Annotated in this window: 16 protein-coding genes and 1 tRNA gene; 10 read left to right on the plus strand and 7 right to left on the minus strand. The window is 69.6% G+C overall.

Annotated elements, in window-relative coordinates:
- Positions 1 to 443 precede the first annotated feature (443 nt).
- The 7 genes from JJV70_RS17730 to tgmC all read left to right on the plus strand — a co-directional run bounded on the left by JJV70_RS17730 (position 444) and on the right by tgmC (position 6,756).
- Positions 444 to 704: a hypothetical protein gene (locus JJV70_RS17730; RefSeq protein ID WP_219048987.1), complete on the plus strand. Its 261-nt coding sequence runs from the start codon at positions 444 to 446 to the stop codon at positions 702 to 704.
- Positions 705 to 1,262: 558 nt separating this feature from the next.
- On the plus strand, positions 1,263 to 2,150 hold the full coding sequence (locus tag JJV70_RS17735; RefSeq protein WP_219048988.1) for a protelomerase family protein: 888 nt from the start codon (positions 1,263 to 1,265) through the stop codon (positions 2,148 to 2,150).
- Positions 2,151 to 2,430: 280 nt separating this feature from the next.
- On the plus strand, positions 2,431 to 3,186 hold the full coding sequence (locus JJV70_RS17740) for a transposase (RefSeq protein ID WP_219048989.1): 756 nt from the start codon (positions 2,431 to 2,433) through the stop codon (positions 3,184 to 3,186).
- A 407-nt stretch (positions 3,187 to 3,593) separates the two neighbouring features.
- The gene (locus tag JJV70_RS17745; RefSeq protein WP_219048990.1) at positions 3,594 to 4,016 is read left to right on the plus strand and encodes an ATP-binding protein; all 423 of its coding nucleotides are present in this window, start codon (positions 3,594 to 3,596) and stop codon (positions 4,014 to 4,016) included.
- A 336-nt stretch (positions 4,017 to 4,352) separates the two neighbouring features.
- Positions 4,353 to 4,631 (plus strand): putative ATP-grasp-modified RiPP, encoded by a 279-nt coding sequence (gene tgmA / locus JJV70_RS17750; RefSeq protein ID WP_219048991.1) that lies wholly within the window; start codon positions 4,353 to 4,355, stop codon positions 4,629 to 4,631.
- Positions 4,631 to 5,596, plus strand: a complete 966-nt coding sequence (tgmB, locus tag JJV70_RS17755; protein ID WP_219048992.1) for an ATP-grasp ribosomal peptide maturase — start codon at positions 4,631 to 4,633, stop codon at positions 5,594 to 5,596. The genes tgmA and tgmB overlap by 1 nt, the downstream gene beginning before the upstream one ends.
- Positions 5,593 to 6,756 (plus strand): ATP-grasp peptide maturase system methyltransferase, encoded by a 1,164-nt coding sequence (gene tgmC, locus JJV70_RS17760; RefSeq protein ID WP_308294880.1) that lies wholly within the window; start codon positions 5,593 to 5,595, stop codon positions 6,754 to 6,756. Before tgmB ends, tgmC begins: the two co-directional genes overlap by 4 nt.
- A gap of 181 nt (positions 6,757 to 6,937) precedes the next feature.
- Here tgmC and JJV70_RS17765 read toward each other — a convergent pair whose 3' ends face one another.
- Positions 6,938 to 7,369, minus strand: a complete 432-nt coding sequence (locus JJV70_RS17765; RefSeq protein WP_219048994.1) for a nuclear transport factor 2 family protein — start codon at positions 7,367 to 7,369, stop codon at positions 6,938 to 6,940.
- A 156-nt stretch (positions 7,370 to 7,525) separates the two neighbouring features.
- Here JJV70_RS17765 and JJV70_RS17770 point away from each other — a divergent pair, with 156 nt between their 5' ends.
- On the plus strand, positions 7,526 to 8,239 hold the full coding sequence (locus JJV70_RS17770; protein ID WP_219048995.1) for a L,D-transpeptidase: 714 nt from the start codon (positions 7,526 to 7,528) through the stop codon (positions 8,237 to 8,239).
- Between the two features lie 29 nt (positions 8,240 to 8,268).
- Here JJV70_RS17770 and JJV70_RS17775 read toward each other — a convergent pair whose 3' ends face one another.
- The gene (locus JJV70_RS17775; RefSeq protein ID WP_219048996.1) at positions 8,269 to 9,072 is read right to left on the minus strand and encodes an exodeoxyribonuclease III; all 804 of its coding nucleotides are present in this window, start codon (positions 9,070 to 9,072) and stop codon (positions 8,269 to 8,271) included.
- Between the two features lie 26 nt (positions 9,073 to 9,098).
- On the opposite strand from JJV70_RS17775, the gene JJV70_RS17780 reads away from it, so the two are divergent.
- Positions 9,099 to 9,587, plus strand: a complete 489-nt coding sequence (locus JJV70_RS17780; protein WP_219048997.1) for a GNAT family N-acetyltransferase — start codon at positions 9,099 to 9,101, stop codon at positions 9,585 to 9,587.
- Between the two features lie 160 nt (positions 9,588 to 9,747).
- Complete coding sequence (locus JJV70_RS17785) at positions 9,748 to 11,277, plus strand: NAD(P)/FAD-dependent oxidoreductase (RefSeq protein ID WP_308294881.1); 1,530 nt, start codon at positions 9,748 to 9,750, stop codon at positions 11,275 to 11,277.
- A 60-nt stretch (positions 11,278 to 11,337) separates the two neighbouring features.
- On the opposite strand, the gene JJV70_RS17790 is transcribed toward JJV70_RS17785, so the two are convergent.
- The 5 genes from JJV70_RS17790 to moaC form a co-directional block, all read right to left on the minus strand.
- Positions 11,338 to 11,411: transfer RNA gene (locus JJV70_RS17790), tRNA-Ala, on the minus strand.
- A 56-nt stretch (positions 11,412 to 11,467) separates the two neighbouring features.
- Complete coding sequence (locus tag JJV70_RS17795) at positions 11,468 to 12,373, minus strand: hypothetical protein (RefSeq protein WP_219048999.1); 906 nt, start codon at positions 12,371 to 12,373, stop codon at positions 11,468 to 11,470.
- Between the two features lie 171 nt (positions 12,374 to 12,544).
- Positions 12,545 to 13,153: a GNAT family N-acetyltransferase gene (locus tag JJV70_RS17800; protein ID WP_374227312.1), complete on the minus strand. Its 609-nt coding sequence runs from the start codon at positions 13,151 to 13,153 to the stop codon at positions 12,545 to 12,547.
- 14 nt (positions 13,154 to 13,167) lie between these two features.
- Positions 13,168 to 13,662, minus strand: coding sequence for a molybdenum cofactor biosynthesis protein B (locus tag JJV70_RS17805; protein WP_219049000.1), 495 nt, complete (start codon positions 13,660 to 13,662; stop codon positions 13,168 to 13,170).
- Positions 13,659 to 14,144, minus strand: coding sequence for a cyclic pyranopterin monophosphate synthase MoaC (gene moaC / locus JJV70_RS17810; RefSeq protein WP_219049001.1), 486 nt, complete (start codon positions 14,142 to 14,144; stop codon positions 13,659 to 13,661). The genes JJV70_RS17805 and moaC overlap by 4 nt, the downstream gene beginning before the upstream one ends.
- Between the last annotated feature and the right edge of the window lie 38 nt (positions 14,145 to 14,182).

Below are 14,182 nucleotides of genomic sequence, written 5' to 3' on the forward strand. Positions count from 1 at the left end.
TTAAATTTACCCCCCGAATTTCTCTTCACTTTCCCCAAATTCCTCGTTGCACCTTGTTTTATTATTGCGAGGGTGCAATATGACTTAACGTGGCCCCATGTAACTATTCTGACTCTCCCTCGCTTAAACCGCCGTCACCTTCCTTACTTGATTCCTTATGTGAATTCCCTTCAGTTCATAAATAGGAATCGAACGTGAAGGGATTCTTGGGAAGGTTGAATGAAACTCTGTCAATCTTCCTTGTGGGTATGGGGAATTCGAGGAACTCGGTGTCGTCAAGGATTTCCATGCGAACCTCGGCGGTCGGGTCATGCCAGCTGCGGCCGGGCGAGCTCGCACTGGTAGAGCTGCCCGGTCATCTGCCCTGCCGCCGAGGGCGACCTTGCTCGTGCCACGTTCCCCACTACTGGTCGTGCTTGTCCGAGCGGCTCGATTCCCACTCTGTGACCGGATCGCACCAGAGCAGCGCCCGGGAATCGCTGGGCGAGCGGGAGGGCACCCGCTCGCTGATCGAGGTGTTGCTGCTGCACCGTCAGACGGTCGGGGCAGTGCCGGACAGCGAGGACTTCGAGGGCGGGCCGCAGCAGGCCAGGGTGATCTCCCTGCTCGCCCGGCTGCCCGGAGATGCCCGTCCGGCTCCCTCGCTCACCAAGTACGACCGCCTGCTCAAGCGCAGGGCCACCGCCACGGAAGGCACGGCATGACGCTCACCAGCGCCGCTGACACAGCGGCCGAGCCCCTGTTCGAGGTGACCGGGTCAGCCGCCCGGTTGCCGGCCCCTGGGCCTGTCGCCCGAGGACGCTTTCATCGACGAGGCATGCCGCCTCCTGCGGCTGGCCCGTGCCGGGCGCGGGCTCGGGAAGGAACTCGTCGAGGCCACCACCGCGAGGATGACGTTCGTTCTCTGGCCTGCAGCCGCAGTCACCGTGGTGGCGGACGCTCTCGCAGATGCACGTAAGCGGACGGGTCGCGCGAGCGGCCTGCCGCTCGCGCGGGTGGGCAGCGTGGCGGCAGGAGGGGTGCTCTAGCGCCGTGCGGCAGGAGGGCGACGTGTCCGGACGGCTAGGGAGTCCGGCTGCGCGGCGCTGTGGGTGTGGGGGCCGGTGCGGGCGGCGCGGCGTGGGTGTGGCGCGGTTGTACTGCACCCCACTCTCTAGTATCTTTGGGGATACACCCCAAAGATACTAGAGAGTGGGGTGTCCGGCCCGGCACCTGCTCGATATGCGCCGTCCCCGGCCACCCGCGACCCGAAAGGCTTCCCCATGCTGACTCCGGCTGACAAGGAGCGGATCGACCGCTTCGTGGCCAAGATCCGCGACGCCGGCTCCGACGAGCAGCGGATGCACATGGCCGTGCTCACCGAACTGTCGGCCATCCACCGGCGAGTCAACCCAAAGACGGGCAAGCCGTATGCCCCGACCACGAACCGCAGCCTGATCACCGACTACCGAAACGTGATCAAGGCCGAACTGGGCGAAGACGCCCCCGTCCTGGAGAAGCTCAAGTACTCGGCTGCCCGCGTGACGGAGTACCGCCAGCACCAGCAGGAGCAGCGCGAGGAACGGCACCACAACCAGCGGCCGCTGAACGCGCAGCAGCACATCGAGCGGGCCGTGGCGCTGCTGAGCTACAACACGAAGGTCCGGTGGTCCAACGCCGCGGCCATCGCCGGCGTCGTGGCCCTTACCGGCCGCCGCCCTTACGAGGTCGGCTGTGTCGGCGGCTTCGAGCCTGACCCCACCCACGCGCCGCAGGTCCTGTTCAGCGGACAGACCAAGACCCGTGAGACCGAACGCGCCGCCACCGCCTACCCCATCCCCGTACTCGCGGAGCGGGACCTCGTCCTCGAGACCGTCGCCCGCATCCGCGAGGAGATCGACCCCGCTCTGGACAACAAAACCTATTCACAGCGCTTCGGCAAAGAAGTCGGCATCGTCGCCAAACGCACGTTCACCGACGCCGACGGACAGCCGATCACACCACGAGAACTACGCGAGGCATACGCCGCCGTCGCCTACCACAAGTTCGCCAGCCGGAAAATCTCCGAGGTGCAGTTCTACAACGAGATCCTCGGACACCAGGGAACCGACCTCAACACCTCACTGTTCTACTTCGCCTTCTACATCAACAACACCAGCGAGTCACAGTGAAAGCATGAACCCCACCCGTGACTGCTCAGGTCATCGAGTGCATGCGAGCCGGCGGCAAGCCCCCAGGAGTATTCACTGGATCTGCCCCCTTCTCAACTAACCTGCACCACAGAATGACATCGACTACCTCGATCTAGATTTCTGATTAGGAGCCAAAAGCGTGGACGCTGAATTTCCGCCCATCGACCGCGGCAAGACCCCGCTGCTCGGCGCCGACCACGACCCGGTCCGCCTAAAGGTTGTCTCGTAACTGTTGTGGCTGGTGCGCGTTGGGCTGACTGTGCAGGTGCTGAGTGCGGAACGTCGTGACGTGATCGAGGTGTTCACCGGTCTGGCGCCGGGCCGCTTCCGGCGGTTGGTGACAGCTGTGGAGAAGGCCGGCGGGGCTGAGCTGGCCGAGAGCAGGCCGGGGCGGCCATGGTCGCTGCCGCTGGCCGACCGGGTGCTGCTGGTCGCGGTGTACTACCGCACCAACCTCACCATGCGGCAGCTCGCGCCGCTGTTCGGCATCTCGGTGGCCGCGGTCGGCCGGATCATCGACCGTCACGCGCCCTGGCTGGCCCTCCAGCCGCTGCGGCGACGCCCGAAGCGAGATGAGGTGCTGATCGTGGACGGCACCTTGGTGCCCACCCGCGATCGCACCGTGGCAGCGCCGTCGAAGAACTACCGCTACTCGACGAACCTCCAGGTCGTCATCCAGGCGGACACCCGTCTGGTGTTCACCGTCGGCGACCCGCTGCCGGGCAACCGCAACGACTGCACCGCTTTCCCCGCCTCGGGCGCCGAAGCCGCCTGCGGAGAGGCGATGGTGGTCGCCGATGGCGGCTACCAGGGCACCAGCGCGATCATCCCGCACCGCCGCCGGGCTGGGCAGGGGCATCTTCCGGACTGGAAGGAGGAGCACAACGCCTCCCACCGCCGGGTACGAGCCCGCGTGGAGCACGTCTTCGCCCGGATGAAGACCTGGAAGATCCTCCGTGACTGCCGCCGCCNGGCCATCGGCGTCGCCCACATGCACAACCTCGCCCACGGCTGACCCCTTACGAGACAACCTTTAGCAGGCGTCGGACATCACGGTCCGTCATGTGCCCTGAATGGCCGGTCAGCTTCTCAATTTCGGTGTTAACGCGTCTGGCTAACTCCGCTTGTCCCATCTGACACTCGGCCATCGCTGCAGCCAGTTCGCGATTCTCTCCCACGTCCGCACGGTAGCGGGATTGCGCCTGAAGGCGACACCCCGAAGGTAACAATCACCGGGGTCACGCCCACGGCATCTCGGGATTTCGCCTGTCCCCCCGCACTGGTGCGGCGGTTGACTCTCCTCGTCGCACACCACCGCCGCCGCGTGCAGAGGCAGAGCGTCGCTCATGACATTGAACTGCAGGGAAGAGAGCACTGCTCGCCTCTTGAGGGCAGCGCTCCACCGTCTCGGAGGGAAGACCCGTGACCTTGACCGCGATCCAAGCCAACGGCGTTGGGCTCCCTGGATATAGCGCGACACTTCCCTGCGAACCGCAGTCCGCAGGTCGGGCACGACGCCTTGTCAGCGCAGCCTTGAACACGTGGGTTCTGGGAGAGCTGGTCGATGCAGGCATGCTCTGCGTCTCCGAGTTGGTCGCCAACTCCGTTCAGCACAGTGGGTGTCGCCTTGTCCACATCAGTGTGGAGCGGCTCACCCATCACCGGGTGCGTATCGCTGTGGGCGACGGGTCGCGGCAGACCGTGGCCAGCAGGAAGACAGCCGACGACGAGGAGACGGGTCGCGGTCTGCTCATCGTCCAGGCCCTCTCCAGTTCCTGGGGCGTCCACGACAACGGCCCGGGCAAGGTCGTCTGGGCCTGCCTGGTAGCCAAGGAAGGCGCGTGATGGGAAGCACGCCAAGCCGTGCAGGTTCACCCTCGTCCGCTGTGGCTGCAGATCCGGCGTACCGGACGACCGGCGAGTGCCGGGGCTGCCTGGGAGTACAGCTCGAACCATCGTGCAGGCGCGCATGCTCTCTGAGCGGGTTTTCGAGAAACAGGGGCAGCGGAGCCTTCAGCGCCTTAGGGAAGCCGTGGCATACGAGCGACGGCAGGGCGATTGACCCCATGCTTCCGCGCTCGGCTGGACTTCCCCCCTGCCAGCGCGGGCGCCCACTGTACGCAGCGGGCACCCCCTCGGCTCGTCCGAGCCGAGGGTCGATGAGAGAAAGGACGTTGCACAATGGCCGCGATCGTTGACACGCCCGGTACGAACGCGCAGCTCGCCGTCGCGAGCCCGTGGGGCGTCGGCCGCCTCACGCCGTACCCGTCCACCACCCGCCTCCCGCACGCCAGGGTCACCATCGACCCCGTCACGCAGCTCGGGGTGTTCCGTGACCGTCACGGCCAAGTCGTCGAGATGGGCAAGCACGGCACCAGCTCCGGCACCGAGACCTCCACGACCACGAACTCGGACTCCCGGAACGACCAGGGCCACGACCAGGACAGCCAGCAAGACTGATGGCCGGGACCGAGGAGAGGCCGGTACTGGTGGCCACCGAGGCGGACGACATTACCGCCGACATGGTAATCACCGAACTCAACCGGCGAGACGTGCCGGTGGTCAGGTTCAACCCCGCCGACATCGGCGCGGACCTGACGGTCTCGGCTCGGTTCGGCACCTGCCCGGCCCCCGTGGTCGGGCAGGTGCGTACCCCGTCGAGAACCGCCGACCTGACCGATGTGCGGTCCGTGTACTGGCGTCGGCCTGAATGGCCCGCCTTCCCGCACCTGAGCGATCACGACGCACGGTTCGCGGCCGCGCAAGCCCGTTACGGTCTCGGGGGAACCCTCTACGCCCTTGACGGCCCGCTGTGGGTCAATCACCCCCTTTTCAACACCGCAGCCGACTACAAACCCACCCAGCTCGCGGTCGCACAGCGGCTCGGCTTCACGGTTCCCCCCACTCTGGTGACCAACGACCCTGCGGAAGCCCGCGCCTTCATCGCGTCGCACAACCAGGTGATCTACAAGACCCTGCGATGGACGCCATACGAGAGGGATGGCATCCGTGTGACGGGTTGGGCAGACCTCGTCACCGCCGATGAGATCGACGATAGCGTGCGTGTGACGCCACACCTCTTCCAGGCCCGCGTAGACAAGGTCGCTGACCTTCGCGTCCTCGTCGTGGGCCGACAGGTGTTCGCCGTACGCATCGGCTCCGATCTGCTGGACTGGCGCAAGGACTATTCCGCACTCTCCTACACCGTGGCGAAGCTTCCCGACCGAATGGACCGGGCGCTGCTCACCTACCTGGACCACTTCCACCTTGTGTCCGGCAGCTTCGACCTGGCTCTCGATGGGGCGGGCAACCACTGGTGGCTGGAGCTGAATCCAAACGGTCAATGGGGATGGCTGGAGCCGAAGACCGGACTGGAGATGTCCGCAGCCTTCGCCGAACTACTCACACAAGGAGACAGCCCGTGAACGACTCAGCATCCGAGCGGCGCCGCCTGGCTGGCCTGCTGGCAGACAAGGGGGTTCTCACACTCCCGTGGCTGCGGGCTGCCGTGGAGGCCGTGCCTCGCGAGCAGTTCCTCAACCCTGGCGTGTTCGTCGATGAGGGAAGGACCTGGCGGCCCATCACCCCACTCGGCACGACCCGAGAGGAGTGGCTGAGGCTCGCCTACAGCGCGGAAACCCTCACCACCCAGCTCGACGGCCACCTGACCGCCGACCAGTGCGGAGAGCCAGTGACGGGGGTACCCACGTCATCGTCCACCGACCCGACCACCGTCGTCGGCATGATCGAGAGCCTGGACCTGGACGCAGGTCACCACGTCCTGGAGATCGGCACCGGCACCGGCTATTCCGCCGCCCTGATGTGCCATCATCTCGGCGAGGACAACGTCACCACAATCGAGGTGGACCCGGAGGTCGCAGCCCGCGCAGACGCCGCCCTGGAAGCAGCCGGATTCTCGACGTGGACCGTGACCGGCGACGGACTTCTCGGACACCCACGCCGGGCACCGTTTGACCGTGTGATCGCCACTTGTGCCGTGCGCCGCCTCCCGTACTCATGGATCAGGCAGACGAAACCGGGAGGATGCATCCTGGCGACGATCGGCTCCTGGCCCTACGGCACCGGCCTGGCGAAGGTCACCGTGAACGAGGACCGCACCGCCGAGGGTCGCATCATCGGCCGCTCGTCATTCATGCAGGCCCGCGCACAAACAGTCGCTCCGGTGGCCGGCGACCTCTCCGCACTCACTGCCTACGCCGACAGCGAGCGTACGGCGAAGGTGTCCCCCCTCATGCTGGAGGAGTGGATGCCCGCCTTCGTCGCCCAGCTCACGGCACCCGGCGCACAGCTCGTTCGGGCCACGACCAGCGACGGCACCCCACTCCTGTACGTCTTCGATCCTGAGCGGGAGTCTTTCGCTGAGTTCCTCACCGAAGGCGACAGCTGGGTTGTCCGCCAGGGCGGCCCTGTGGCGTTGTGGGACGACGTGGAACGCGCCCTCATCGCCTGGCAGGACGCCGGGGTGCCGGATATCGACGCTGTGCGGCTCCGCGTCACCGCCGACTCCCATCTGTACTGGATCGACGCAACCCCGTCGCTAAGGTGGGAACACCGTCTTGCGTAAGCCGCTACTTTCCCAAGAGGTTCCCCAGCCGGAAGGATGATGGACGACGGGCCGCTGTCGGACTAGCCCACCCAGGGGTGGCGGCCCCGGCCGTCTCGTGTCAGGGTTCGGCACCGCCAGCCGCACCAGGGATACGCCCTGGTCGGCGCGGGGTGCGTCGGCCAGCGCGGGTAGCGGTGGGTCAGGGCGCGGCCGGGGGGACGGGGGTGGTGGCCGGGGTGGTCTGGCTCAGGACGCAGCGCCAGGCGCCATCGTGGCGGACGAAGACATCGGTGGACCACGTGGTGGTGTCGTGCCGCTCGCCGCGCAGGTAGGTGGTGCTGGAGACGCGGGCGGTGAACGTCGCCGTCGCACCCCAGGCGCGGACGCGGACGGGTGAGACCAGGGTCATCGCCGAGTGGCTGAGCTCCCCGGAGCGGACCAGCCCAAGGAACTCCTCGCGCGCGGTGACGCCGGTGCCGGAAACCACCGCCCAGTCGTCCGCCAGGTAGGGGGCGATGCGGTCGGCGTCGTTGGAGACGACGGCCTCCGCCCACTGGTCGGCCAGCAGCGCCACCTGTGCCTGCGCGTCCTCGGCCGAGCACACCCACGTCTCCGCACTGTTCCCGCTCATTGACCCAGCGTAATCGCGATGTCCTGAGGGCGCCGCCGGGGAGGCGCGGGAGGCGGTGTAGCGCAACCATCACCCGGGGTGAAAGCGTCTCCCTGACGCGCGCGGGCCACTCCGGCGACAGCCGGACCCGGGCGTCAGGGAGGGAGCACGCACCTCATGGCAACGACGCGAAGAGGAGCCCGCCGCCGCAGGGTGGGCGCGACGCTGGCGGTCGCGGCGGTCGCGGCCCCGCTGGGCCTGGTGGCCACCGCCGCACCCGCACAGGCGGCACCGTGGTGCAACCCCAGCACCGGCAGCCACCAGCGCCAGGTCGAAGGCTTCCTCGGCCTGACGGTGGACGGCCGCCAGTCGGCCCGGGACTGCAAGGCGATCCAGACCTTCCAGACCCGGCACGGCATATCCCCGAACGCCGGCTACGCGGGCCCCATCACCTGGGGCGTGATGAGCCTGATGAACGTGCAGAAGAGCGCCGGGAAGACGCCGAACAAAGCGGGCACGTGCCCCACGAACAAGGGCCGCATCGCCTGCGTGGACCTCACCCGGCAGCTCAGCTGGGTGCAGGACGGCAGCAGACTGGTCTACGGGCCGGTGCCCGTGCGCACCGGCCGCGACGGCCACGAGACGCGCACCGGCGCCAAGAAGATCTACTGGAAGAACAAGGACCACTGGTCCACGCTGTACGACGTCGCGATGCCCTACAGCCAGTTCTTCGACGGCGGCATCGCGTTCCACTCCATCAAGGGCAGCGTCTGGGCGCCCCCGGGCTCCCACGGCTGCGTCAACATGCGCGACGCGGATGCCCGGAAGTACTGGAGCCTGCTGAAGACGGGGGACGACGTCCACATCTGGGGCCGCAAGCCCGGCACCTGAGCCCCCGCCCAGGACGGCACCGGTGTCGGCTAGTCCCCGAACACCGCCGTGACCGGGGCGTGGTCTGTCCACCGCTCGCCGTGGCTGGCCGCCCGCTCCACGTGCGCCTTGACGCAGCGTGCGGCCAGCCCGGGCGTCGCGGCCAGCAGGTCGATGCGCCAGCCGCTGTCGTTGTCGAACGCCCGGCCCCGGTAGGACCACCACGAGTACGGCCCGGCCTGCTCGGGGTACTGCTGCCGCACCACGTCGGCGTAGCCGCCGTCGGCCGGGTCGAACACCCGGCTCAGCCAGGCCCGCTCCTCGGGCAGGAACCCGGAGTTCTTGCGGTTGGCCTTCCAGTTCTTCAGGTCGGCCTCCTGGTGGGCGATGTTCCAGTCACCGCACACCAGCACCTCGCGGCCCGCCGCCGCCGCACGCGTCCGCAGCGCGGCCAGGTAGGGCAGGAACGCGGCCATGAACCGCTCCTTCTCCGCCTGCCGTTCGGTGCCGACCTCACCGGAGGGCAGGTACAGGCTGGCGACGGTCACGCCGGGCAGGTCCACCTCCAGGTAGCGTCCGGCCGCGTCGAACTCCTCGACACCGAACCCGACCCGTACCGCGTCCGGCGCGCGGCGGGTGAGAACCGCCACACCGGCCCGTCCCTTGACGGCCGACGGCGCCCACCGCGCGTGCCAGCCGTCCGGGGCGCGCACCGCCTCGGGAAGCTGCTCCGGCAGCGCCCGCACCTCTTGCAGGCACACCACGTCAGCGGCGCAGCCCGCGAGCCAGGGCCCGTAGCCCTTCCCGGCGGCCGCCCGCAGTCCGTTCACGTTGACCGTCGAGACCTCAAGCACAGACGCACCCTACCTACCATGCTGATATGCACATCGCCCGCACACGGTACGACCACCCCGACGCGCAGAAGCTCGACGCCGAGGTGCAGCTGGAGTACGCCAGGCGCTACGACACCGAGGGGGACGCCACCCCGCTCTCCCCACAGATGTTCGTCCCGCCGAAGGGTTTGTACCTGCTCGCCTACGACGAGACCGAACGCCCGGTCGCCACCGGCGGCTGGCGCGCCATGGACCAGGACGGCGAGGGCTACTCGGACGGGGACGCCGAGATCAAGCGCATGTTCGTCGTCCCCGAAGCCCGGGGACGCGGGCTGGCGCGCGCCATCCTCGCGCAGCTGGAGGCGGACGCCCGCGCGGCCGGGCGCACCCGGATGGTCCTGGAGACGGGCACCAAGCAGCCGGAGGCGATCGCGCTGTACGTCTCGGCGGGGTATGAGCCGTGCGCCAAGTTCGGCTACTACCGCTGCGAGCCGGAAAGCCGCTGCTACGCCAAGCCGCTGCACCCGCTTACCTAGCGGCGCCAGCCGCCGGACCCCCGGGGACCGAACCCCCGGTCCCGCCAGCCGGCGCCCAACGTACCCGTGCGCTCGTGCACCCCCATCAGCGTGCCGCTGTCACCCCCTGTCGCCAGATGGCCCGGCGACCGTCCCACCGCTGCGAGGAAGGCAGGAACACGTGCCACCCCCACCCGAGCCGCGCCCGGAACACGTGGACGTGCTGATCATCGGCGCGGGGCTCTCCGGCATCGGCGCCGCCTGCCACCTGCGGCGCGAGAGCCCGGACCACAGCTACGCCGTCCTGGAGTCACGCGAGGCCAGCGGCGGCACCTGGGACCTCTTTCGCTACCCCGGCGTGCGCTCGGACTCCGACATGTTCACCCTCGGCTACTCCTTCCGCCCGTGGCCGGGTGAGAAGGCGCTGGCCGACGGCGCCTCCATCCTCCGGTACGTTCGCGACACCGCGCGCGCGTACGGCGTCGATCAGCACATCCGCTACCGGCACACGGTGGTGCGCGCCCAGTGGTCGAGCGCGCAGGCGCGCTGGACGGTGCACGCCGAACGCACCGACACCGGCGAGCCCGCCGTGTTCACCTGCGCGTTCCTGCACGCGTGCACGGGCTACTACCGCTACGACGAGGGCTACGCACCGCCCTTCCCGGGCCGCGAGCGGTTCACCGGGCCGGTCGTGCACCCGCAGCAGTGGCCCGAGGGCTTGGACGTCACCGGCCAGCGCGTCGTGGTCATCGGCAGCGGCGCCACCGCCGTGACGCTGGTCCCCTCGCTCGCCGAACGCGGCGCGCGGGTGACGATGCTCCAGCGCTCCCCGTCCTACGTCACCACCCTGGCCGCCCGCGACCCGATAGCCCGGCTCCTGCGCGGCACGCTGCCCGCGAAGGCGGCGTACGCGGCGGTGCGGTGGAAGAACGTCCTCGTCCAGCTCGGCAGCTACCAGCTCAGCCGCCGCCAGCCGAAGCTGATGAAGGCGCTACTGCGCAGGGGGCTGCGGCGGTGGCTTCCCGCGAACTACGCGATCGACACCCACTTCGCGCCGCGCTACAACCCGTGGGACCAGCGCCTGTGCCTCGTCCCCGACGGCGACCTCTTCCGCGCCCTGCGCGCGGGCACCGCCGAGATCGTCACCGACCACATCGACACCTTCACCGAAACGGGCCTCGCCCTGCGCTCCGGCGCCGCCCTGGAGGCCGACGTCATCGTCACCGCCACCGGCCTGAACGTGCGCCTGCTCGGCGGCCTCACCCTCACCGTTGACGGCCAGGTCGTCGATCCCGCCCACACCGTCGCCTACAAGGGCATGATGCTCTCCGGCGTGCCCAACTTCGCGCTCACCCTCGGCTACACCCACGCCTCCTGGACGCTGAAGGCTGACCTCGTCGCCCGCTACGTGTGCCGCGTGCTCAACCACCTGCGCGACACCGGCCGCCAGGTCGCCACGCCGACCCCGCCGCCCTTCACCGGTGACGGCGAGCTCAGCCCGCTCCTCGACCTCACCTCCGGCTACGTGCAGCGCAGCCTGGCCACCCTCCCCCGGCAGGGCCCGTCCGCACCGTGGCGCCTGCACCAGAACTACCTGCGCGACCTGCGCCTGATGCGCCGCGCCCCGGTGGACGACGGCTGGCTCCGCTTCACCTCCCCCACACCGCCTCCTTCCACGGAAACCGAACCGCAGGCGCCCGCCCGGGCATAAATCCCACAGCACGTCAGAGAGCCCCGGCCGGAATATCCCCGGCCGGGGCTCTACGTGCTGTGGACCTGAGGGGATTTGAACCCCTGACCCTCTCGTTGCGAACGAGATGCGCTACCGGACTGCGCTACAGGCCCTTGTTTGCGACGGGTGAAACTGTAGCACCCCTGGTGGGGGGCGGTGAAATCCGTGGCTACCCGTTAGCGGCGCGGGGGCGGGTGTCGTCGGCGTACTGGTCGTAGAGGGGGGTGGGGGTGGGGCGGCGCTCGTCGGCGGGGGGCTCGGCGCGGGCGGAGCTCCAGGCGTCGGGGGCGCCGAGGTCCACATCGGTGGCGCTGCGGGGGGCGACCGGGGCGTTGACATAGGTGGGCAGGGGAACGGGCACGGGGTCCCAGCCGTCGGGGCCGGAGGGGCCGCGCGGGGCGCGCTGCTGGTCGATCCACTCGGCGTGGTCGGTCTCCTCCACCAGGGCGCGCCGGTCGGCGGTGGCGGTGGGGGCTGGCGTGGGGGCGGGTGCGGCGGCGGGTTCGGGGACGGTGGCGCGGCGCCGCTCGTGCAGCTGGCGGGCGGCGGCCTCCGCGCGGCGCTGGTCCAGTTTCACGGCGTGGCGGTGACGTTCCTGCCCGCGCAGGTAGACGACGTAGACGGTGAGCAGGACGGCGGGTGCGGCGGGCGCCCACAGCAGGCGCACGCCGCCGACGGCCGCGGCGACGGCGCCGACGGTGAGGGCGAGGAAGAGGACCATCGTGGTGCGACGGCGGCGGGCGAGCACCCGGGCGCGGGCGGCGCGCTCCTCGAAGGCGCGTCCGGCGGCGGGCCGGTCCTCACCACCGTGCGGTGCGGGGTCGGTGCGGGGCCGGTCGGCGTCGTAGGTGCCGTCCGGCTCTCCGGGCGTCGCCGCGTCATCGGTTCGGGCCCCGGGCGCCGGGCTCCGGCGCCGGTCGGCTGCTGCCCGGCCGGTCAGCATCCGGATGGCGGTGGTGAACCGTTCCGTCGGACGCGCGTCGTTCAGCTCGTCCTGGCGACGGAGCCACATCGGCACCAGGTAGGCGGCCCAGGCCCCGACGATGACTGCGTAGATGAGGCCGCTGCTGCTCACGCCTCACACCGTAGAGGGGTTTGAGGAAACGCATCAGCCAATTGACGCGGTGTGTCGCACGATCTGCCAGACATCTCGAAACTTTTTCAGGACGGGAACACGGAGGTCACCAGGGAAAGAATTCGAACATGATGTCGAATTCGCGGGGGACGGTGGACCGATAGCACGCGGCTATTTCTGCGAGGTATCCGGGACGGTGCGTTCGCGCCAGCGGGCCAGCAGGCCCTCGGGGACCTCCTCGGCCGTGAGGGCGTAGACCAGGTGGTCACGCCAGGCGCCGTCGATGTGGAGGTAACGCGGGCGCAGGCCCTCCTCGCGGAACCCCAGCTTTTCCACCACGCGGCGGCTGGGCACGTTTTCGGGACGGACGCACACCTCGATGCGGTGCAGACCAACGCGGTGGAAGCAGTGGTCCACGGCGAGCGCGACCGCTGTCGGGGTGATTCCGCGCCCGGCGACGGACTGGTCGATCCAGTAGCCAATGTGCGCCGAGCACATCGAGCCCCAGGTGATGCCCGCGACCGTCAGCTGGCCCGCGAGCTGCCCGCGCCACAGCATGACGAACGGCAGCATCCGCCCGGCCTGCGCCTCGCCGCGCAGGTGCCGCACCATCTGCCGGTAGGTGGGCCGCTGCGGCGTCACGTGGCCCGGCGGCACCGGCGGGACGGTGGCCTCCCACGGGCGCAGCCAGCCCCGGTTGCGCTGGTTCACCTCGCGCCAGGCGCGGTGGTCGCGCAGCTTTATGGGGCGGAGGGCGACGTCGCCGTCCGCCAGCTCCACCGGCCATACGGCGTTCAGTGGGCATCCCCTCTGGGGTGATCGCCGCCGCGCAGCTGATCGACGGCGTGTGGCAGCAGGTCGGCGAGGACGGCCAGGCCGTCCTTCACCCCGCCCCGGGAGCCGGGGAGGTTCACGATCAGGGTACGTTTCGCCACCCCGGCCAGGCCACGGGAGAGCGCGGCGGTGGCCACCTTGGGGCGGCCGTAGGCCCGGATGGCCTCGGGGATGCCGGGGATCTCGTAGTCCAGGACGCGGCCGGTCATCTCCGGGGTGAGGTCGGTGGGCGTCAAACCGGTTCCGCCGGTGGTCAGCACGACGTCGTAGCCGGAGGCCACGGCGGCGCGCAGCACCTGTTCGACCGCTTCGCCGTCGGGGACGACGCTGGGGCCTTCCACCTCGAAGCCCATCCCCCGCAGCCCCTCCACCAGCAGCGGCCCGCCGGTGTCGGTGTACACCCCGGCCGAGGCCCGGCCCGAGACGGTGACCGCCAGTGCGCGGACGGGGCTCATGCGCGCCTCCACTCCCCCGACGTACCGCCGGTCTTCTCCTCCACGCGGACGTCGCTGATCACCGCGCCCTTGTCCACGGCCTTCACCATGTCCACCACCGTCAGCGCGGCGACGGAGACGGCGGTGAGCGCCTCCATCTCCACACCGGTGCGGTCGGTGGTTTTCACCGTGGCCGCGATCTCCACGGCGTCCTCGGCCACGTGCAGCTCTACCCGCACCCCGGAGACCGCCAGCGGGTGGCACAGCGGGATCAGCTCCGGCGTCTTCTTCGCCCCCATGATCCCGGCGATGCGGGCGGTGGCGAGGGCGTCCCCCTTGGGCAGGCCGCCATCCGCGCCGCGCAGCAGCTCGACGACGCGGGGCGCGACCAGGACGCGCCCGGTGGCGCGGGCGGTACGCGCGGTGACGTCCTTGCCGGAGACGTCCACCATGCGGGCGGCCCCGGACTCGTCCAGGTGCGTGAGGTGTTGCTGGCTGTTCATGAGGGAACACCGTACCGGCCCGGGCCGACGGCGGCGCC

Origin of the sequence: Streptomyces sp. JJ66, from assembly GCF_019303495.1 — a bacterium.
Lineage (GTDB): Bacteria > Actinomycetota > Actinomycetes > Streptomycetales > Streptomycetaceae > Streptomyces.

What these genes read in the sequence shown, in the direction of transcription:
- tgmA (WP_219048991.1), top strand. Translation starts at nt 4,353, where the DNA reads ATGGCCGCGATCGTTGACACGCCCGGTACGAACGCGCAGCTCGCCGTC.
- JJV70_RS17765 (WP_219048994.1), bottom strand. Translation starts at nt 7,369, where the DNA reads ATGAGCGGGAACAGTGCGGAGACGTGGGTGTGCTCGGCCGAGGACGCG.
- JJV70_RS17805 (WP_219049000.1), bottom strand. Translation starts at nt 13,662, where the DNA reads ATGAGCCCCGTCCGCGCACTGGCGGTCACCGTCTCGGGCCGGGCCTCG.
- tgmB (WP_219048992.1), top strand. Translation starts at nt 4,631, where the DNA reads ATGGCCGGGACCGAGGAGAGGCCGGTACTGGTGGCCACCGAGGCGGAC.
- JJV70_RS17735 (WP_219048988.1), top strand. Translation starts at nt 1,263, where the DNA reads ATGCTGACTCCGGCTGACAAGGAGCGGATCGACCGCTTCGTGGCCAAG.
- JJV70_RS17780 (WP_219048997.1), top strand. Translation starts at nt 9,099, where the DNA reads ATGCACATCGCCCGCACACGGTACGACCACCCCGACGCGCAGAAGCTC.
- moaC (WP_219049001.1), bottom strand. Translation starts at nt 14,144, where the DNA reads ATGAACAGCCAGCAACACCTCACGCACCTGGACGAGTCCGGGGCCGCC.
- JJV70_RS17770 (WP_219048995.1), top strand. Translation starts at nt 7,526, where the DNA reads ATGGCAACGACGCGAAGAGGAGCCCGCCGCCGCAGGGTGGGCGCGACG.